Source organism: Nonomuraea insulae (assembly GCF_042656245.1).
In genome coordinates this window covers 462695-483224 of record NZ_JBHSPA010000027.1, presented here as the reverse complement: position 1 = coordinate 483224, position 20530 = coordinate 462695, and the positions used below count along the sequence as shown (strand labels likewise).

Genomic DNA, 20530 nt, shown 5'->3' with positions numbered 1-20530 from the left:
CAGCGATGGTCGTCTTTGTCGCACTTCCCACTGTGCGACCTGCACGACAGGGGAACCAGGGCTCTGGAAGGCAGGAAGCTGCACGTGGGCAGCCGCATGCTGACAACGCCGCCGGACATGCGAAAGCCCCGCGGGCGTGGCCTGCGGGGCTTTCTGTGCGGTGTCCTTCTACAGGGGGACGTTCCCGTGCTTGCGCGGGGTCGCGTGCTTGCGCTTGTCACGCAGCATGGCCAGCCCGCGGGCGACGACCGAGCGCGTCTCCACGGGATCGATCACGTCGTCGACCAGCCCGCGCTCGGCCGCGTACGTGGAGTGGAGCAGCTCGCCGGTGTAGCGGGCCACGAGGTCCGCGCGCAACATGTCCGGGTCGCTCGCGGCGGCCAGCTCCCTGCGGTAGATGACGTTCACCGCGCTCTCGGCGCCCATCACGGCGATCTCGTTGGTGGGCCACGCCAGCGACAGGTCCGTGCCGATGGAGCGGGAGTCCATCACGATGTACGCCCCTCCGTACGCCTTCCTGACGATGACCTGGATGCGCGGGACCGTCGCCTCGCAGTAGGCGTAGAGCAGCTTGGCCCCGTGCCTGATGGCGCCGGCGTGCTCCTGGTCCGTGCCGGGCAGGAAGCCGGGCACGTCCACGAGCGTCAGCAGCGGGATGCCGAACGCGTCGCACAACCTGACGAAGCGCGCGGCCTTCTGCGAGGCCGCCACGTCGAGCACGCCCGCGAGCACCAGGGGCTGGTTGCCGACGACGCCGATGACCTCGCCGTCGATCCTGGCGAACGCGCAGATCACGTTCGGCGCCCAGGCGGCGTGCACCTCCAGGTAGTCGCCGTCGTCCACGAGCTCGGCCAGCACCTGGCGCATGTCGTACGGCTTGTTCCGCTCGACCGGGACGATCTCCGCCAGCCTGGGCCGCACGTCGTGGACCGCGTCGCGCGCGGGCAGGGCCGGCGGGCGGCTCATGTTGTTGCTCGGCAACATCGAGACGAGGTAGCGGACGTCGGCCAGACAGCTCTCCTCGTCGTCGTGCACGAACGCGGCCAGCCCCGACCGGGTGCCGTGCACCTGTACGCCGCCGAGCTGGGCATGGGTGACCCGCTCGCCGGTGACCGCCTCCACCACGTCAGGACCCGTCAGATAGAGCTGGGCGGTGTCCCGCACCATGAACGTGAAGTCGGCCAGGGCCGCGGAATAGGCCGCTCCCCCCGCGCACGGGCCGAGCACGACGTTGATCTGGGGGATCACGCCCGATGCCGCCACGTTGCGCTGGAAGATGCCCCCGTACCCGTTGAGCGACATCACCCCTTCCTGGATCCTGGCGCCGCCGCTGTCGTTCAGCCCGATGAACGGGGAACCGGTGGACAGTGCCAGATCCATCACCTTCTGGATCTTCAATGCGTGCGCCTCGCCGAGTGAGCCGCCGAACACCGTGAAGTCCTGCGCGTAGACGAAGACTCTGCGGCCGTCGATCGTCCCCGAGCCGGCGATCACCCCGTCCGTGTGCGGACGTTGCCGTTCCATGCCAAGGCCCTGCGCCCGGTGTCTGCGGAGCATGTCCAGCTCCAGGAAAGACCCCTCGTCCAACAGCAGTTCCAGCCGCTCGCGCGCGGTGCGCTTGCCGAGCGAGCGCTGCCTGGCCACGGCCTGCGGGCGCCCCTCGGCGACCTCCTCACGCAGGCGCTCGTGCTCCTCACGCAGCTGGTTCATGGACGGGGGCGGCGACTTGACCGCCTCGTCCAGGGCTTCCACGGCGATGTCGAGTTCCGAGATGCTCATGATCTTCCCTCCCTCGGATCCCCTGTTCAGTGCATCCAGTCAATGGTCAGTGGCCGTTTGCTGTCACCTCCTGCTGTGCGGGGAGGCGTGTTCGTGGCAGGAAGCGGAAACGGGCGTGCAGCTTGCTGCCTGGGAAAAGCCTGGTTTGCGGCCTTGCCGACTAGCAAAGTTGGAGGTGCGAAGGAAAACGCGAAAACAAAACACCAAAATTGAGAAAGAGGCAGAGTGATGGCGAACTCGACGAAAATGCAGAAGATTTTCACCAATGTGACCAAGTGGGCCGTCGCGATTGCCATCCTCACCTCTGGTGCCGCCGCCCTCGGCCTCTCCGGCGGCACGGCGCTCGCCAAGAACACCTGGCCCGGCACCTCGGTCACCCAGGACGACCCCGACAACACCTGGCCGGCGCCGCCGGCCGAGGACCCCGACAACACCTGGCCCGCCCCGGTTGCCCTGGACGACCCCGCCAACACCTGGCCCGCCCCTCCGGCTGACGACCCCGACAACACCTGGCCGAGCGCCTGACTACCTCATGAATTGGGCCGAACTTAATCCAGGAAGGAGAAACGACGACGGAAACTGAATTACCCGCACGCCACTCAGGAAAGGAGCGACAAGGACGACAGGACAAACAAAAAGAACCCCGCGACCACCGGTCGCGGGGTTCACGCTGTGCCCGGACGGCACAGCAGAAAAGATCAGATCCAGTTCTCCTCCTTGGCGCGCAGCGCGGCCTGGAAGCGGTTGACCGCTCCCAGCCGGGCCATGAGGTCGGCCACGTAGCGGCGGTAGGTGCGGACCGAGACGTCCAGTTCGCGGGCGGCGATCTCGTCCTTGTCCGCCGTGGCCATCACCTCCAGCACCCGGCGCTCCATGTCCGTCAGCGCCGGCGCGTCCTCCGGCGGGTCGATGTAGGTACGCAGGTCCACGGCCGAGTTCCACAGGCCCTCGAAGTAGATGAACAACTGCGAGACCAGGCCGGGCTCCCGTACGAGGAGCGCGCCCTTGGAGTTCTGCTTGGGGTCGATCGGGACGACGGCGACGCTGCGGTCGTACATCAGCATGCGGTCCATCGGCTGCTCGGTGACGCGCACCTCCCCGCCCAGGCTCATCAGCTCGCGGAGGTAGGACACCATGTGCGGGTCCTCCAGCGCGGAGGGGTGGAAGATCTCCTTGATCGAGAGTCCTCGGCGCAGCGAGCGGGTGTCGAGCGGCAACGCCGACTCGATCATCACCTTGTTGAACGGGCCGCCCGGGTGCAGGCAGAGCGTCTCCTTGTAGGAGAAGAAGGCGAGGTCGTCCAGCCGCTGGCGGACCCGCGCGCCGCTCTCCACCCGTTCGATGTCGAGCGCGGCGCCGGCGCGCTCGCCCTCCTGAAGGTCCTCCAGGAGGCCGGCTATGGCGTCGCGCGCGCCGAAGACCCGGCGGATCTCGGCGTTGAGCTCGTCGAGGCGCTTTTCCACCAGCCGTTCGACGGCGACGCGCGGCTCGGTGGCCAGGACGCGGTGCCGATCGGTGAGGTCGAGCATCGAGAGCTTACCGAGCGTCTCCACGGCGGCTTCGACGGTGTCGGGGTCCATCGACAGGCTTTCCGGAAGCGAGCCGACGCCCTCGCCCGGGTGCCGGAGGAAGTAGCGGTAGATCTCCTCCAGTTCCGGAGTGATACCGATGACTGTAAGGTCCATAGTCCACCTCCCGGCCGCCGGCGTGTCGTTCTCGCGGGATATGCGATCTTTGTCCGTTTTTATCCCGCATAAAGTCAATTATCGGCATTTGGTCGGCTCAGAACCTCTTGCGTCGTGCTCAACTGAGCAATAGCGCGGTTGCCGCCGACCGCGTAGGCGGTTGCCGCCGCCAGAGACAGGGGCACCGCCTGTGTTTGTGGTCGCACGGGCTCTTAAGGAACGGGGCACGGCAGCCTGGCGGAGGTGGCGCGGTAGCACGCGGCTCCCGGGCACACGACCTTGACGATCGTGCCGGTGCCGCCGGACTCGACGGCCACGGGCTCGTGGCCGAACCGGCGGGCGGCGATCTCCGGCCAGCTCGCGGGGCGCAGGTCGCCCGGCTCGCCGATGAGCCACGGCTCGGCGTCCACGCCCAGCCGCTCCAGGTGCGCGGCGTAGTCGCCCTCGCGGTGCCAGACCGCGAAGCGGCGCAGGGCCTCGGGCAGTGCCAGCGTGGCCCACGGTTGCGCCTTGGCCGCCATCGCGCGTAAGAAGGCCTCACCGATCGCGCTCCTGACCGTACGACCCGCCGCGACCCCCAGCGTGGCGCCTTCGCCGCCGACCGTCACCATGGCGATCCTGAGGTCGGGCACGGCGAGCGCGAACGCCGACACCCGCAGCCCCAGCCCGGTGGCCGCGGCCATCACGCCGGTGGGGAGCAGGCGGTCGAGCTGGGCCGAGAGCCGCAGGAGCGGCTGCTGGGACGGACGGGCCCACCAGCGCGCGACCACGTCATGGGCGATGATCTCGGCGATGGCCTCGGCGATCCCGAGGTCCACGACACCGGTCATGGCCGCCTCCACCTGGGTCTCACGCTCACCCAGCCACACGACCTCCGCGGGAAGCTGGTACCGGTTCCCGCTCACCAGACCCGTACCCGGCACGAAAAGCCCCACCGCCTCCGGGGGGTCGCTCAGAAAGTCGGACAACCGCAACTCCCTGCCCCGCGGGTCGGGCGTCGGCGAGCCATCATGTGAGACGCCCCGCAGGCCGGACGCGGGTAAAGCGCCCCGCAGGTCGGACGCAGGTAAACCATCACGTGAGGCACCCCGCAGGTCGGACGCGGGTAAGCCATCACGTGAGGCGCCCCGCCTGTTGGACGCGGGTGCCTTGGGGGAACTGGCGTGGTGGGGCAGCCGGTGCAGGCGGTCGAGGGCGGTCGCCCGGGCGATGGCCCTGGCCCTGGTCTGCGCCTCGTACCGCGCGAAACCGGCGACGACGACGTCCAGGCCGGAAGCCTGCGCGTACGCCAGATGCACGGTTCCCCCGAGGCAGTCGGCCAGTTCCGCCACCACCCCGGGCACCGCTTTCGCCGATTGCGAGCCCGCAGGCGTGGGTGCCATCGTTTCTCCTCCGCGCTCATCCCCGGCCGGGGCAGGCCCGGCGTGAGGTCATCGGCACCGCGGCCGCCTCGCTCGGGCGGATACGGAGGGGGTCCGACTTTGGGCGGACCGCGGGCCGAGCTTCCCCACCGGCCAGCATCGGGGAGTTCCTCCGGACGCTGACTCCCGACCAGTACAGTCGCGGCCCTGCCGGGGCGTCAACGATCGGGCCACCATCCAGCAATCCCCAAGAAGGACACCACCACGCGCACGCGACGACACCACCCCGGCAACAGCACCCACGACAAGGCATCTCGGACATGGGAGAGGCCGGTAGGCCGCTCGCCTCACATACGGAGACGCGCGGCCTACCGGTCAGGTGCGCGGGACCACCCCGACAAGGCTGGGCAGCAGACCAGCCCGCCGCCCCGCGAGTGCTGGGGGGCGGGCCAGGCCGACCGGCCCGAAGGGCAGGCGGGCCGGTACGGCCAGACCTCCTACTGGGGAACGGTCACGAACTGGCCGGGGCGGCGGCCGGCGCCGGCGGGGCCGCGGTAGGCCTGGGCGATGTCCAGCCACCGGTCCGCCTCCGGGCCGACCGCGGTGACCGCCACGTCGTCGCGGTGCCGCCGCCTGGTGACCAGCAGGCAGAAGTCGTTCGCCTGGCCCGCGATCCGGTTGTCGGCGTCCTCGGGCCCGTAGGCCCACACCTCGCCGGACGGGCCGGTGATCTCGAAGCGGAACGGGACGCCCGGCGGGGTGAGGCCGCGGGACTGGTAGCCGAAGTCCTGGGTGAGGACCGCGAACACCACCAGGTGCCGGAGCCGGTCCGTACGCTCCAGATCCACACCGAGCGCGTCGGCGATGTCCTGCCCGTGGGCGAACTGCTCCATGATCCCGGCGCACGCCAGCACGATCGGCGGCAACGGGTTGACCAGCCACGGCACGACCTCGCCCGGCGGTACGGCGGCCAGCCCCTCGACGACGACGGAGCGCTGGGTACGCCATTTGCTGAGCAGGAGGTCGGGCGTGTCGTTCTCGTAGTCCTTGAGCGCGGCGTTCACCGCGCCGTCGAAGTTCTGCTGCGCTCCTGACGTCAGGGTCTCGAACGCCTTGGCATCGGTCGCGGCCGCGGTGGCGATCCGGAAGATGAAGGTGAGGTGGGCGATCTGGTCGGCGATCGTCCAGCCGGGGGCGGGCGTGGGCAGCTTCCAGTCGTCCGCGGCCAGGCCGGACACCAGACGGTCGAGCTGTTCGCCATCCTCGGTCAGGTCGCTGAGCACGACCTCGAGATCGGTCATGGCTTGTCCTCTCATTCAGAGATCGGTTCGCTCGGTGCGAGCTATCAGATGCAGGCGGTCAGATCCGAGGGGATCAGGCCCGGGCAGGTCAGATCAGGTCAGGTCCGAGGCGGGTCAGGTCAGGGGCGGGTCACGTGTGGGCGGACTGGGTGAGTGGCAGCCAGGCGCCTACCCGCCGGGCCGCGGTCAGCGCGGCCCAGGAGGTCACCTCGATCAGCGCCCCCTGGTCGGGCTCGCCCCGCTGGAAATCGGCCACGACAGCGGAGTCCACCTGGTACGACGCCAGCGCGGTGAGCAACGCGAGACGAGCGGAGGCCCGCTGCCCCTCAGGCACCCCGGCGACCACCCCCTCCACCCAGCCACGGCCGAGCCCGGGCGGAGGATGCCCCTCCCAGGCGGCCACCTGGGCGGCGACCAGTTCGCGGACGGATTCGGGCAACCGGCGCCGGCCACCTTCCTCGACGACCTCGACGGCCCTGGCGAACGCCCCCTCCAGGTGCCCCGATCCCCGGGTCCATGCCAGATCGGCGGGCGGCGGCGCGGCGGGCAGCAGGGAGAGCGAGTCCCCTTTGGGGCACGACCGCCGCGCGGCAGGCCGCATGACCAGGCCGAACAGCCGTAAGGCGGCTCCCCGAGCCCCCTGCGGCACCTCGGGCGGCAGCGGCGAGTCACCGAGGAACACGTTGACCATGCGGTTGAGGTACTGGAAGGTCACCGCCACCGCGACGAGTTCCCTGCTGTGCCCCGTGAGCAGCGGCGGGGGATGCCGCTCCGCCGTCTCCCTGACCCCGGAGGACCGTGCCCAGGACGCCACCCGCTCCAGGCCGGGGTCCGCGCGGCGGGAGATGCCGCGCAGGGTCGCCTGGTGCACGTCCACGCAGTACGGGCAGGAGTTCCCGGCGGACACCTCGGTGGCCACCACCTCCTTGTGCACCCTGCTGACCGTTCCCGAGGCGAGCAGCGACTCGCGCAGCAGCAGCCAGCAGGCCGCCATCGTCTCCGGCGCGGGCGAGTGCATGATCACGGGCGGGGCCAGCATGCCGAAGTCCCGCTCCACCTGGGCGTACACCTCGGCCACCAGGCCGCGCGCCGCGCCGGGCCGTACCGGGGAGACGTGGCGGACCTGGGCCATCGTGCCGGGCGCGGTCACCCGGGTGAGCAGCGTGCTCATCGGCGCATCAGGGACGGCACCAGGTGCGCCGCGCCGCGCCGCCCGCTGGTGGAGCCGTCGGGCGCGGGCGCCCCGTACGTGACCTCGACCCCGCGCTCCTGGGCGGCCCTGACGATGCCGGGGATCGCCCGCTCGGCCAGCGCGGAGATGGTCATGGCGGGGTTGACGGTCAGCGCGCCGGGCACGGCGGAGCCGTCGGTGACGAAGATGCCGGGGTGGCCGCGTACCTCGTTCCTGTCGTCGAGGGCTGAGGTGTGCGGGTCGTCGCCGATGCGGCAGGAGGACAGCGGGTGGACGGTGTAGGCGCCGACCAGGTCGTTGGTCCACGGCGTCACGGTGGCCAGCCCGTCGCGTTCGAGGATCTCCTTGCACTCGGCGTCGGCCATCGCCCAGGCGCCGGAGGTGTTGGCGGTCGGCTTGTAGCTGAGGCGGCCGATGCCGAGCATCTGCTGGGAGAGCCGGTCGGCGTTGCCGCGCTCAGGCGGCGGCCCGAAGACGCCCTCGTTGTCGTCCTCGATCATCTGGAAGATGATCAGCCACGACTGCCAGTGCTTGAGCATCTCCTTCTTGCGCGGGCCGAACCACGACGCCTCCGGCCCGTCGGTCAGCGCCAGGATGGTGCCGAGGCCGGGCGGGAAGTAGAGCTGTTCCAGCGAGTATCGGGTGTACTCGGGCAGTGACCCGTCCAGCCTGTCCCAGTTGGCGACCGTGGGTCCCTTGCCGATCTGGTTGGCGGCGTACGCGAGACCGTCGCCCCGGTCGAGGCCGAGCACGTCGCGGACCCGGTCCTCGTTGATCACCGCGGTGTTCAGCCGCTCCCCGTTGCCGGAGAAGTAGCGGCCCACGCCGTGCGGCATCGGGCCGAGCGCGGGCTCGCTGCGCTGCAGGATGACGGGCGTGGCCGCGGTGCCGGCGGCGAGCACGATCACCTTGGCGTCGATCGTCCCCGTGCCCTCGGTGATGCGGTAGTCCTCGTCGTTGACGTGCAGGTAGTGGACGCGGTAGCCGCCGTCGTCGGTTCTGGAGATGCTCTGCACCTCGTGCAGCGGCCTGATCTCGGCCCCGTGCGAGAGCGCGGCGGGCAGGTAGTTGAACAGCAGTGACTGCTTGGCGTCGAACTTGCAGCCGGCCATCATCCAGTTGCAGTTGACGCAGGTGGAGGTGTCCACGGCGGCCGGTACGGGGTTGGCGGTGCGGCCCGAGTGGCGGCAGGCGGCGGCCCACAGACCGCCCGCGTACGAGACGTCCTCCCACCCCTGCTTGGTGATCGGGATCGACTCCTCGACCCGGTCGTACCAGGGGTCGAGCGTGTCGCGGTCGATCGCGGCGGGCCACATGCGCCTGTTGATGCTGCCGCGCCGCTCGAAGACGAAGCGCGGCGCGCGGGGCATCGCGGCGAAGTAGACGACGCTGCCGCCGCCGACGCAGTTGCCGCCGAGCACGCTCATCCCGTCGCCGACCACGAAGTCGAAGATCCGCGTGTAGGAGGACCCGAGCTTGTAGTCGTGCTCGTAGTCCTCGCTCGTCAGCCACGGGCCGCGTTCGAGGATCGTGACCTTCGCGCCGCCCGCCGCGAGGTGGTAGGCGGTGATCGCGCCGCCGAAGCCGCTGCCGATCACGAGCACGTCGGTGCTCTCGACGTTGTTCATGCGGGGCTCCCGGAGGGCGTGGTGGCGGGGTGGACGTCGGCCAGCGGCCGGCCGTAGGACCAGGACCTGAACCTCCACAGGCCGTCGGCGTCCGGCAGGGCCAGGCCCATCGAGGTCAGTCCTGGATGCCCGGCCGCGAGGGCGTCCACGGTGCTCATGTGGGCCGCGGAGTCGTAGGACATGTTGCAGAAGAGGGCGAGGCTGACCCACAGCGCCTTCTCCGGGTGGCCGGGCGCGGTCAGCCACCGGACCATGGCCGCGCGGTCCTCGTAGGGGAGCGACACGAACGGCGGCACGTCCTCGTCGGGCGCGATCCCGTGCTCGGCCGCGTACGCGGCGGCGTGCCGGTTGAGCGCGGCGGCGAAGTCGTCCAGCCCGCCGCTGAGGCCGGTCGCGTCCCACTCCAGCAGCTCGATGGCGCCGGCCTGGACGGCGCCGCCCCCCTCGCTGACGCCGGCGACGGCCCTGTCGCCGGCGAACCGCTTCTCCCCGGGGATGATGGTGTCGGCGAACGCTTCCAGCGTCGTGGTCCTGTGCTCGTACTCGTCTGGCGTCTGTGGGCCCATGTGCGTTCCCTGCCTAGATGCGGTTCGGATCGGGATCAGAGGTCGTGGCCGCGCCGTCCGCGCCGGTGGCGTCGAGCGCCTCGCGCAGGGCGTTCAGCGCTCGGGCGGTCTGGCTGCGTACGGTGGAGGACTCGTTGCCCAGGACGCGGGCGGTGTCCTCGACGCTGCGGTCCTCCCAGAAGCGCAGGACGAGGGTGGCCCGCTGCCGCGGGCCGAGCCCGGCGAGCGCGTCGATCAGCGCCATGCGCTCGCTGACCAGGAAGTAGGGGTCGTCGGAGACGGCCGTCTCGGGCACCGCTCCGATGAGGACCTCGCGCGACCAGCGCATCTTCCTGCGGTCGCTGATGTACAGGCGTCGCATGACCTGGCGCGCGTAGGGCCCGATCCTGTCGCGGCCTTCGAGCGTGTCCCACTGCCGGTGGAGCGCGATCAGCGTGCGCTGGACCAGGTCGTCGGCCTCGTACCAGTCGCGTGACAGGTGGAAGGCGGTGCGCCGCAGGGCCGGTCTGGTTCTTTTGACGAAGCGCGCGAAATCCCCGTCCTCTCGCGCCTGAGTCATTTTGTTCACACTCCAAGGGCGCCCACCCAGGTGGGTCGGCGTTGTCGCATTCGAAATTGCCAGCCTTCCCACAAACTGAACCTTGCATAGAGGCGTCACAACCCCTACCCGCCGCCCGGCTGCCCTTATTCGCGGCCCACCCCTATTCTCGGTCTTATGACCCCTTCTTTCGATGCCTGGAGTTGTGGGAATTCAGCCGGCGTTGAAGTTTGGGGGCACCGTGGTGATGCGGTGTCCCGGGTACCCCTATTGTGCGTGCCGGGACCCCTATTTCTCATGCGTGCGCGCGGTGTGACCTGCGTACGAGCCTAGGCTCGACAGTGCCAGTTCGCCGCCCGCGAAGCAGTCACCGACGTCGCAACTCAGCGCGATCGCCCGATCACTCAAAATTTCTTTCGAATGAGTCGATGCCCAATGCAGCATTCCGCCACGTTCGCCGCGTGTAGCAGTAGGCAGCCGAATTATTTTCGATCGCGAATGCCGAGAATGCGCACCAACCAGGGTGACAGAGGAATCGTCGCAATCCAGGATCAGAATTCGGCCGCCAATCGGGGGCGATTTCATCCGAGATTGCTCGACCCCCTCCTTAACCCGGGAGGACAAATGGACGACGTCATCGAGCGAGCGGTCATGCGGGTGATCGAGAGCATGCAGGAGAACCTCGGCGAGCAGCTCACGATCGACGACATGGCGCGCACAGCGATGTTCAGCAAGTTCCACTTCTCCCGCGTCTTCCAGCGGGTCACGGGGCTGTCGCCGGGCCGGTTCCTGTCGGCGGTGCGGTTACGCGAGGCCAAGCGGCTCCTCGCCACGACCTCGCTGAGCATCACCAACATCAGCCACCAGGTGGGCTACTCCAGTGTCGGCACCTTCAGCTCGCGCTTCACGCACAGCGTGGGCCTGCCGCCCAGCAAGTACCGCCAGCACATGAGCATCACGGAGCAGGTGCTCGCGGCCGGGCGGGAGCCCGAGCCGGTCGCCACGACGACGACTCTGAGCGGCACCATCGTCTCTCCACATGAGGAGCAGCCGGTCTTCACCGGCCTGTTCCCCGACCAGATCCTCGAAGGACGACCGGTCAGTTTCGCCGTGATCAGCCGCCCTGGGCCCTTCGTGCTGGAGAACGTTCCAGAGGGCCGCTGGCACCTGATCGCCCAGTCCGTGGCCGCCGGCCGTGAGGACTCCATCAATCAGCCGCCCCTCGGCGACGACGCTCTGTGCATCGCGCGCTTCGGGCCGGTCGTGGTCGGCTCCGACGGCGGACCGCAACACGCCGACATCCGGCTCAAGCCCATGAGCTCGCTCGACCCGCCGATCCTGCTCGCGCTGCGCGACCTGCTCTCGTCGAGCTCCAACGGCCACTGAGACTGACACTGACACAACGATCCGCGAGCGGTGAGAATCTCACCACCCGCGGATCGTTTTCTCACGCCTGGCTGACCGTCATCGGCAGCCCGCCGCGCACCCGCAGCGACAACATGGCCTCGGGCACCGCGCGGAACCCCGGCAACCCGGTCAGCTTGAGCTCGCGGGCCACCATGGCGAGCACGAACGTGGCCTCCATCATGCCCAGGTGGTTGCCGACGCAGAACCGCGGCCCGGCGCCGAAGGGAATGTAGGCGTATCGGGGCCGTACGGACGGCAGTTCCGGGTCGAACCTGCCGGGATCGAACCGTCCAGGCTCCTCCCAGTACTCCGGATGCCGATGCAACGTGTACGTGCTGATCAGCACATCGGCCCCGGCCGGCACCCGGTAGCCGCCCACCTCGTCATCCTGCCGCGCGACCCGGGTCAGCGCCCACACCGGCGGGTACAGGCGCATGACCTCGTGCAGGATCATCGTCGTGTACGTGAGCCGCTGCAGATCCTCATACGTCGGCGGCCGATCCCCCAGGACGGAGACCACCTCGTCGTGCAGCCGCTCCCAGACCTCCGGATGCCGGTCGAGGAGATGGAAGGCCCACGACAACGTGCTCGCGGTGGTCTCGTGCCCGGCCAGCAACACGGTGACGAGCTCCGAGCGCAGCCGCTGCCGGGCGGCCCGCGGATCGGCCTCCTCCTTGACGGAGGCGACCAGCATGGACAGCAGGTCGCCGCCGTCGGTCGGGCGGCTGAGCCGCTCGGCCACCAGCAGGTCGACCGCGCGGTAGAGGGCCCGGCGCGAACGGCGGAAGCGCAGGTGCAGCGGTAACGGTAACCACAGCGGCACCATGCCCAGCGTCACCATCTCGAACATCGCCTGGTCCTGCACCCCTTCGAAGGAGTGCCCGATCGAGGCGTGCGCCCCGAGGTCGGCGTCGAGCAGGGTGCGGCCGAGCACGCCGAGCGCGAGCCCGGTCATCTCCCTGGCCACGTCGACCGGCCCGCCGCCCACGTGCGCCCGCAGCCGCTCGACCAGCCGCCCGGCCTCCTCGCCGATGACCGTGTCCTGCTGGGCGATCCGCTTGTTCTGGAACAGCGGCTGAATCGTGCGGCGCTGCCGCTTCCACAGCTCGCCCTCGCTGGTCAGCAGGCCGTCGCCGATGACGCGGCGGGCCTCGGACAGGCCGATGCCCTTGTGGTAGTTGCCGCTGTTGTCGGCCAGCACGTGCTTGGCGTGGTCGGGATGGTTGAACAGGTAGATGGACTTGGGACCGATGGTCATCTTGACGGCGTCGCCGTACTCCTCGGCGGCCTTGGACAGCAGCCCGAGCCGGTCGGCGACGAGCCGCCGGAACAGCACGGGAGCGGCCAGGGGGGACGGCCCCGGCGGGACCGCCGGGACCTTCCGCGCCGGGACCCGTGTCTCCACGGCTGTCATGCCAGCACCTCGCGTAGGTTGGAGACGATCTCCCTGAACTGCCCCCGGTAGACCATCAGCCCGTCGACGTCGCCCTCCTCGCAGAGGGCGACTACCTTGCCGATGAAAATGGAGTGATCGCCCCCGTCGTAGCAACGCCAGACCTCGCACTCGAAGCGGGCGATGGCGCCCTTGACGAGCGGCACCCCGGTGAGCACGCCCTTCACCACGTCGATCTCCTCGAACTGGGCCGCGCCGAGCGCCCGGTAGCGGTTGGAGAAGTGCCGGGCCGCGTCCTCCTGGTTCGCGGCCAGCACCGACACGCCGAAGGTGCCCGTCATGGTGAGGCACTGGTGCATCACCGCGCCCTTGCCGATGCAGACGAGCAGCAGCGGCGGGTCGAGGGACACCGAGGTGAAGGAGTTGGCCGTCATGGCATGCGGCACATCTCCCCCGGTCGTCACCACGGTGACGCCTGTGGCGAAGGTCCCGAACGCGCGCCGCAGCGCCTTGGTGTCGTCCGACGGCTCGGGCTGTGTGGTGGATGAGTGGAGTTGCACGCAAACCTCCTGGATCCGTTCTAGGACGCGTACGGTTCGAGCGCCCTGACCAGCGACTCGGGAACCCTGGCGGGTGCCGTCCTGGTGTTGGGCCCGCGCATGCAGGCCACCCGCTGCCTGCCACGGGCGATGAGCGTCTCGCTCCCGTCCTGGTTCAGCCGCAGGTAGTCGAAGCCGAACTCGACCTGTGTCTGCGCCAGCTCGGTGAGCCGCATCCTGATGGACAGCTCGTCGAAGGCGGTGATCTCCGCGAAGAACTCGCAATCGACCTTGAGTGTGAAGAGCTTGAGATCGTCCTGAAGGTCGGCGAGCACGTCGGGCGCCCGCTCCTTCAGGAACATCTCCCTGCACCGGCCCTGCCAGCTCAGGTAGTTGACGTAGTAGACGTTGCCCACGATGTTGGTCTCCTCGAAGCAGACCGTGTGGACGTACTCGAAGTACTTGCTCATGGTTGTGACCGTCCTTCGGTGACTACCGCGATGACGACGGGGTCCGGCAGGTCTCGCACGGCCGTCACGAGCGTCGCGACGCGCAGTCCCGCCGAGGCGAAGACCACCCACGCGTCGCGCTCCCCCGGGGTGACCGTGAGCGGCTCGGTGTCGCCGAGCCCGGCCTCGCGCAGGCAGCGCACGGCGGCCGCGACGCGGGCCGCCGCGGTGTCCGCCCGCTCCCCGGTCTCCGCCGCCACCCGCTCGGCGAGTGCCACCGGCTCCCGCACCTCACCTACGGGAGCGATCGCGCAGCCGAGGGTGCCGGAGCCCGCCACGCACAGCGTCAGGCCGTCCATGTGGGCGGTGGCGACCGTGTCCCCTCGTCCCGCGACGCGGGCGACGGCCAGGGCCTCACGGGCTTGTTCGCCCTGTTGCCCCGGTTCGACGGAGACCGCGACCCTGACGCCGGCCACGTCCTCGAGAGTCCGCTCCAGGTAGGGCCCGAGCAGCGGCGCCACCCAGGGTCCCCGGCCGTCCTTCTTGCGCACGGCCTGCAGCCGCAGCCCCTCCCAGCGCTCCACGACCCGCCCGTCCCGCAGGCGCACGGCGATGTCGTAGACGTAGGTGTCGCCGTCCCTGTCGCGCTCGGTCGCGCAGTAGCGCAGCCGCTCCTCCGAGGCGAGCGCGGGCCCACCGGGGTAGATCCGGTCGACGCCGGTCGGCAGCAGGGTGGCGTCGGGGACGCAGACCTGGTTGCCGTGCATCAGGGCGTCGCGCATGCCGGGGTCGCCCAGGAGCAGCTCACCCGGCAGGAACGCGGCGAACCAGTCACCCGTGTCCAGCACCGCCACGTCGGCGTCGACGTCGCGGGCCGCGGCCCGGTGGTAGCGGGCCAGCCGCTGGAACCGCTTGCCCTGGAAGAGCACGTCGCCGTACAACTCCGAGGCCGGGTCGAGCGGGACGGCCGCGAGACCGTCTTCGACCTGCTCGGGCGGCCCCGCGGGGGCGCCGTCGCCGGTCAGGCGGAGCACGGCCCTGAAGTGGTCCACGTCGTAGCCCGTGTCGGCGCTGCGGATGCTCAGGGCGAGGGTGTCGTCGTCCTCGGTGACGGTCGCGGCCACGCGCAGCGTGGTGCTGCCGCCGGGCGGGACGATGATCGGGCGCAGGAACTCCGCGCCCTCGATGATCGGCGTGATGTCCCGCCCGGTGGTGGCCAGCGCGGCCTGGGCCATGGCCTCCATCCCGAACACGGCGGGGAACAGCAGGTTGCCGTCGAGGTGGTGGTCGGCCAGGTAGAGGTCCGTGCCGTCGTTCAGCTCGATCTCGGTGACGAGCTCCACGCCGTGGTAGCGGATCAGCGGCTTGCCGACGAACCGGAGCAGGGGCAGCTCGGGCAGGTCGTAGCGGACGGTGTGGATGCCCTCGGTGCGGCCGCTGATGACCACGACGCTGGGCGCGTCGGGGTCGGCGACGAGCCGCCGCATGATCTCCACGCCCTGGTCGGCGGGGATGGACGTGACACCCTGGTTAGCCAGCCGCTCGATGACCGACAACCGCTCGCCCATGCCGACGTCGGACCAGACCGACCACTCCATGCAGACGGTACGGCAGCTCGGGTGCCGCTCGGCCACCTCGCGGGTCAGCTCCGCCAGCCACTCGTTGGCCGTCGCGTAGTGGGCCTCGCCCGGCAGGCCCGCCCGGCCGATGATGCTGCCGAAGGCGACCAGCAGGCGCAGCCTGTCGCCGTCCACCGCGTCGAGCACGTTGCGCAGACCGTCGACCTTCGGGGCGAAGGTCTGGCGGAAGGCGTCCATGCCGAGCCTGGCCAGCCCCTCGGGCTCGTTGCGGCCGGCGCCGTGCAGCACCGCCGTCACGGGACCGAGCGCCTGCTCCGCCTCTTCCACCGCGCGCCGCACCTGGGCGGCGTCGGTGACGTCGGTCCTGGCGTAGTGCACGGCCAGCCCCGCCTCGGACATGCGCCGCAGGTTCGCGGCGAGCTCCTGGTCCTCGGCCGGGTCGGAGCGGCCCAGCACGGCCAGCGCGGCGCCGCCGTCGGCGGCCACCGCCAGCGCGCACTCCGCCGTGATCCCCTTGCCGCCGCCGGTGACCAGCAGGACGTCGGAGGGGCCCAGCGGCTGCTCCGTACGCGCGGGGCGTACGGGCAGCGCGCGCATGGTGGGCACCCTGCGCGTGCCGTGCTCGTCGTAGTGCGCCTCGGTGAAGGCGTCGGTGGCCGCCACCTCGGCGGCTACCCAGCCGGCCGCCTCCGGTAGCGCAGGTACGTGCACGACGGTAGTACGGACTCCGGTCTCCAGGTGGAGTGTCTTGGCCAGGCCGGCGGCGCCCCGCCCGTACTGGACCAGGACGAACCGGGTGCCCGGCCCGCCCGCCAGGGCGGCCTTGGCGCCGAGCAGTGCCTGCTCGACGTCATCGAGCCCGCATTGCGGCGGTAGGCACACCAGCACACCGGATCCGACCTTCCCCCGTTCGAGTGCCTCGCGCAGCGGCTGGGCGAGGGGCGAGTCCGCGTCGGCGAACACCTGCCAGGTCCCGGCCGCCTCGGCGGCGGTCCTGGCCGGCAGGGGCAGTTCGTCGAGATCGACGGCGAACGGCCGGACCCACGGGGCGGAGCCCGTCACTCCGGTCACCGCCCGCTTGCCCGGTTCCGCCGCCAGTCTGTCCAGCGCCTCGCCGAGCTCGCGCAGGCTGGCCGTGGCGAGGTTGGTGGGCGCCTGCCCGGCCGACAGGCCGAGCTCCTGGGTGGCCTGGTCGATGATGTGCATGACGGTGACCGAGCTGAGGTGCAGCTCGTCGAGCGGCTTGCTGTCCTCGGTGACCATCTCCATGGGCAGCTCCGCGCGGGCGGCGGCCAGGCGGCGCAGCAGGTCCGTGGTGGACTCGCCGGGCTCCGCGGCCGCGGCGGGCGGCGCGCCTGCGGGCTCCTCGGCCTGCTTCACGCTCACCTGCCCGACCGTGATCCGCGGCGCCTGCTCGGTCGGGCTCGTGAAGAACGAGAGCTCGGCCCCGATCTCCATCGGCCTGGTCAGCCGCCCGTAGAACAGCTCCTCGTGCGCTATGGACGCGCCCGCGACGTAGGCGGCGGCGACCACGCGCAGCAGCCCGGTCAGTGACTCGTCATCGGTGTCCAGCGCGATCGCCGGGACGTCCGTCACCCCGGCCGCCAGCCCGCTGAGCACCCGCCCTGGACCGACCTCGATGAGCAGGTCAAGGCCCTGGGCCGCCTGCTCGACCGCCTGGGTGAAGCGTACGGGGGCGGTGATCTGCTCCCGCAACAACGCCGAGACGTCGGCGTCCGGCTTGAGCGCGGTGCCCGTGACCGTGGAGACGACCCGGCGGCCGACCCTGCCGAAGGACTCCTGCCGCAGGTACGGCGACAGGGCCTCGGCCGCGGGTGCGACCAGCGGCGAGTGGAAGGCGTGCGAGACGTTCAGCTTGGTCCAGCTCACGCCGGCCGCCCTGGCCGCCCGCCCCACCTCCTCGACCGCCTCGACGGAGCCCGCGATGACGGTCTGGCCGGGGCCGTTGTACCCCGCGATCACCACCGGCAGGTCGCCGATCAGTGCCCGCACGGCGTCGGGCCCGGCACGCAGACCGGCCATGGTGCCGGATTCGCTGTGCTCGGTCATGGCCTGGCCGCGGCCGGTGGCCAGCCGCAGGAGCGCGTCCTCGTCCATCACCCCGGCCCAGTGCAGGGCCGAGAGCTCGCCCAGGCTGTGGCCGACCGCGACCTCCGCCTCGATGCCGAGCATGGACAGCGCCCGCAGCCCGGCCATCGAGCCGGTCACGATGCGCGGCTGGGCCACGGCCGTGGCCACCACGTCACCGCCTGTGGGCAGCGCGGCCTCGGCGTAGAGCTCGTCCACGTCGGCGAAGCGCCTGCGCAGCGCCCCGCCGCCGGTGGCGCGCCCCGACCCCTGTCCGGGGAAGAGGTAGCCCAGCCTGGCGGGTCCGGCGGCGTGGCCGTAGAAGGCCCTGCCGTCGGGGGTGAGCAGACTGTCCTCGCCCGAGTCGATGGCCTCCAGCAGCCGCGCGAGCTGCCGCTCCGCCTCCTCGGGAGAGGAGGCGACGACGGCCGCCCGGTAGGGCAGGCCGCGCAGTTCGCCCTGGAGCGTGTCGGCGAGGTCCGCGAGCTCGGCGTAGGACACGACGGGCACGTAGTCGTGCAGCCGCGCCACCCGCTCGCGCAGCTGCTCGGGCGAGCCGCCGTCGAACAGCAGCAGCTCGGCGTCCTGCAACGAGGAGGCCAGCAGCTTCGTACGACGCCCCACGCGCCGCCTGGGCGCGCTGTTCTCGATCACCACGTGCGAGTTGATGCCGCCGAAGCCCATGGCGCTGACGCCGGCCCGCAGCGGAGCCCCGTCGGGCCACGGCTCGGCCACCCGCAGCGCGCGCAGCGTCGCGGAGTCGCCGGTGAGCACCTCGTGCGGATCGACGCAGCCGAGGGTGGGCGGCAGCACCTGCTCGTGCACCGCCATGACGGCCTTGATCAGACCGGCCACCCCGGCGGCGGCCTTGGCGTGCCCGATCATCCCCTTGATGGAGCCGATGGCGGCCGGCGTGACCGACGGGTCCGCCTCGGCCCTGGACTGCGACAGCGCGGTCAGCTCCGTGGCGTCGCCGACCGCCGTGCCCGTCCCGTGGCCCTCGAAGAGCGGGACCGTGTCGATGCCGAACCCGGCCATCTCGTACGCCCTGCTCACCGCGAGCTTGTAGCCGCTGACCTCCGGCCTGGTCATGCTCCCCCGGCCGTCGGAGGACATGCCCCATCCTGCGATGGTGGCGTAGATCCGGCGCCCGGACTCCACGGCGTCCTCTTCGCGCATCAGCACGACCATGCCGCAGCCCTCGCCCGGCCAGAAGCCGTTGGAGTGCCGGTCGTAGAGCCGGAAGTCGTGCTTGGCCAGGGCCCCGGTCTTGGCGAACCCGATCACCTCGAACGGGTCGATGGACAGGTCCACACCGCCGGCGATCGCGACGTCGATGTCGCGGTCGACCAGCGACCTGCTCGCCGTCATCACCGACAGCAGCGACGACGAGCACGCCCCGTCGACGATGTAGCCGCCGCCGTTGAGGTCGTAGTGGTTGCAGATCCGGCCGGCGATCGTGTTGGCCAGGGCGCCGGCGAGGGTGTCCTCGTCCACGGGCGGGAACGGGCTCTTGAACGCGGCCTCGTAGCCGGACAGGAAGCCGGCCAGCTTGGCGTCGTCCCAGCCCTGCTCCCTGAGCGCGGCCGCGAGCGTGCGCCGCACGTACGGCCAGCGCAGCCGCAGCGCGTTGGCCCGGCTGAACTCGCCGGTGAGCGTGTTGCCCACGACGACGCCCGTGCGCTGCCTCGGCAGCCCCTCGGCCCGCGGGAACCCGGCGTCGGCCAGGGCCTGGCCCGCCATGTCGAGGGCGAGCCAGTGGGTGAGGTCGGCCGAGCGGTAGGTGCTGCCGGCGATCCGGTGTGCTACCCGGTCGAACGTGTAGCCCTCGATGACGGCGGCGGTCTTGGCGTAGAAGCGGTCGGGCGTGGTGGGATCTGGATCCCAGTAGTCGTCGTGCCGCATGCGCTCATCAGGAAGTCGCCTGAAGGCCCTGCGTCCGGCGATGGCGTTCTCCCACAACGCGCGAGGCGTGTCCGCGTCGGGGTACCGGCAGGCCAGCCCGACGATCGCGATCCTGCTCATGCCCGCGCGACCTCTTTGTCAGCGGATTTGACCGCCGCGACGGCGGCCGCGGTGACACGGGCCGCGTCCCGCTCGCGGGACAGCTCCACGATCCGCAGCGACCACAGGAAGCCACCGCGGATGAGGCAGACGATGGCGGTGGCGAAGAAGATCCCGTACGGGATGCTCATGCCGGTCAGCACCCCGTAGGTCACGGCCACGCCGGCGCCGAAGGCGATCTGCGAGAGCGGCTTGGAGGGGCTGGTTCCCGGGTCGGTGATCATGTAGTTGGTGAACAACACGAACGCGACGCCGGTCATCATGGACAACCCGCCGAGTATGGAGACGTCGTCGAGGATGAGGCCTCGTACGACCGCCTGGAGGGCGAAGACGCTCACCCAGGAGACGATGAGCCACATGCGGTTGGTGAGCTTGCCGTTGAGCATCGTGCCCGCGGCGATGATGATGACGGGGATGAGCCAGTCGATCGGGTTGGTCACGTGCTCGGTGAAGTGGTACGGCGGCGCGATGCTGGCCCAGGGGATGAGCAGCAGGATCACGGCGATGCCGAAGTTGGAGGGGTTCATGAAGTGCCGCAGGCGGCCACGCACCGGGGTCCTGAGCACCCACTTGGCCCCGACCGCGACCGTGATGCCGAACATCATCACCAGGACCTGGTCGTTGACGTAGATCAGCATGTTCATCGCGATGGCGGTGATGTGCGCGGGGTAGAGGAACTCCATCAGCCCGCGGGGGCCGTTCCCGAGGAAGCGGGCCGGGCGGCCCTCAGCGCGGGACCCGATCCATTCGAGGCCGATCTCGACGCTGTAAGCGGTCGCGAGGGCGATCAGCGGCCACGTCCACGGCTGCTCGAAGCCCAGGACGGTGTAGCCGAGGATGTTGAAGACGGTGATCGACAGGGCGAACCTGCGCAACGCGGTGATGACCTTCGGGTCGTGGCGCGGCGGGCCGCCGGCCTTCGCCGGCCCGCTCGCCGCGGCGGTCTTCTCAGCGGCCATG

General features: G+C 70.6%; 15 protein-coding genes. 2 read left to right on the top strand and 13 right to left on the bottom strand.

What is annotated here, in order from left to right; genetic code table 11:
* Positions 1 to 168: 168 nt before the first annotated feature.
* Positions 169 to 1779: an acyl-CoA carboxylase subunit beta gene (locus ACFPZ3_RS24515; RefSeq protein WP_379516550.1), complete on the bottom strand. Its 1611-nt coding sequence runs from the start codon at positions 1777 to 1779 to the stop codon at positions 169 to 171.
* Positions 1780 to 2046: 267 nt separating this feature from the next.
* Between ACFPZ3_RS24515 and ACFPZ3_RS24510 the strand changes: the two genes are divergently transcribed.
* Positions 2047 to 2304, top strand: coding sequence for a hypothetical protein (locus ACFPZ3_RS24510; protein ID WP_379516549.1), 258 nt, complete (start codon positions 2047 to 2049; stop codon positions 2302 to 2304).
* Between the two features lie 173 nt (positions 2305 to 2477).
* Here the strand turns inward: ACFPZ3_RS24510 and ACFPZ3_RS24505 are convergent, their stop codons facing one another.
* The 7 genes from ACFPZ3_RS24505 to ACFPZ3_RS24475 all read right to left on the bottom strand — a co-directional run bounded on the left by ACFPZ3_RS24505 (position 2478) and on the right by ACFPZ3_RS24475 (position 10071).
* Positions 2478 to 3464 carry a helix-turn-helix transcriptional regulator gene (locus ACFPZ3_RS24505; protein WP_379516548.1) on the bottom strand — a complete coding sequence of 329 codons (987 nt, stop codon included), beginning with the start codon at positions 3462 to 3464 and terminating at the stop codon, positions 2478 to 2480.
* Between the two features lie 212 nt (positions 3465 to 3676).
* Positions 3677 to 4846, bottom strand: a complete 1170-nt coding sequence (locus ACFPZ3_RS24500) for a hypothetical protein (protein ID WP_379516547.1) — start codon at positions 4844 to 4846, stop codon at positions 3677 to 3679.
* Between the two features lie 476 nt (positions 4847 to 5322).
* Complete coding sequence (locus tag ACFPZ3_RS24495) at positions 5323 to 6126, bottom strand: TIGR03084 family metal-binding protein (protein ID WP_379516546.1); 804 nt, start codon at positions 6124 to 6126, stop codon at positions 5323 to 5325.
* A gap of 130 nt (positions 6127 to 6256) precedes the next feature.
* Positions 6257 to 7297, bottom strand: coding sequence for a carboxymuconolactone decarboxylase family protein (locus ACFPZ3_RS24490; RefSeq protein ID WP_379516545.1), 1041 nt, complete (start codon positions 7295 to 7297; stop codon positions 6257 to 6259).
* Entirely contained in the window at positions 7294 to 8946 is a 1653-nt protein-coding gene (locus ACFPZ3_RS24485; protein ID WP_379516544.1) for an FAD-dependent oxidoreductase, read from the bottom strand. Before ACFPZ3_RS24485 ends, ACFPZ3_RS24490 begins: the two co-directional genes overlap by 4 nt.
* The gene (locus ACFPZ3_RS24480) at positions 8943 to 9512 is read right to left on the bottom strand and encodes a DUF5987 family protein (protein WP_379516543.1); all 570 of its coding nucleotides are present in this window, start codon (positions 9510 to 9512) and stop codon (positions 8943 to 8945) included. The genes ACFPZ3_RS24485 and ACFPZ3_RS24480 overlap by 4 nt, the downstream gene beginning before the upstream one ends.
* 13 nt (positions 9513 to 9525) lie before the next feature.
* The gene (locus ACFPZ3_RS24475) at positions 9526 to 10071 is read right to left on the bottom strand and encodes a SigE family RNA polymerase sigma factor (protein WP_379516542.1); all 546 of its coding nucleotides are present in this window, start codon (positions 10069 to 10071) and stop codon (positions 9526 to 9528) included.
* A 603-nt stretch (positions 10072 to 10674) separates the two neighbouring features.
* Here ACFPZ3_RS24475 and ACFPZ3_RS24470 point away from each other — a divergent pair.
* Positions 10675 to 11436: a helix-turn-helix domain-containing protein gene (locus ACFPZ3_RS24470; protein WP_379516541.1), complete on the top strand. Its 762-nt coding sequence runs from the start codon at positions 10675 to 10677 to the stop codon at positions 11434 to 11436.
* A 61-nt stretch (positions 11437 to 11497) separates the two neighbouring features.
* Here ACFPZ3_RS24470 and ACFPZ3_RS24465 read toward each other — a convergent pair whose 3' ends face one another.
* The 5 genes from ACFPZ3_RS24465 to ACFPZ3_RS24445 are packed head-to-tail and all read right to left on the bottom strand — an operon-like array spanning position 11498 to position 20529.
* On the bottom strand, positions 11498 to 12871 hold the full coding sequence (locus ACFPZ3_RS24465; RefSeq protein ID WP_379516540.1) for a cytochrome P450: 1374 nt from the start codon (positions 12869 to 12871) through the stop codon (positions 11498 to 11500).
* Positions 12868 to 13410, bottom strand: a complete 543-nt coding sequence (locus ACFPZ3_RS24460) for a flavin reductase family protein (RefSeq protein WP_379516539.1) — start codon at positions 13408 to 13410, stop codon at positions 12868 to 12870. Before ACFPZ3_RS24460 ends, ACFPZ3_RS24465 begins: the two co-directional genes overlap by 4 nt.
* A gap of 20 nt (positions 13411 to 13430) precedes the next feature.
* On the bottom strand, positions 13431 to 13859 hold the full coding sequence (locus tag ACFPZ3_RS24455; RefSeq protein ID WP_379516538.1) for an acyl-CoA thioesterase: 429 nt from the start codon (positions 13857 to 13859) through the stop codon (positions 13431 to 13433).
* On the bottom strand, positions 13856 to 19531 hold the full coding sequence (locus ACFPZ3_RS24450; RefSeq protein ID WP_379516537.1) for a type I polyketide synthase: 5676 nt from the start codon (positions 19529 to 19531) through the stop codon (positions 13856 to 13858). The genes ACFPZ3_RS24455 and ACFPZ3_RS24450 overlap by 4 nt, the downstream gene beginning before the upstream one ends.
* On the bottom strand, positions 19528 to 20529 hold the full coding sequence (locus ACFPZ3_RS24445) for an enediyne biosynthesis protein (protein ID WP_379516536.1): 1002 nt from the start codon (positions 20527 to 20529) through the stop codon (positions 19528 to 19530). Before ACFPZ3_RS24445 ends, ACFPZ3_RS24450 begins: the two co-directional genes overlap by 4 nt.
* Between the last annotated feature and the right edge of the window lies 1 nt (position 20530).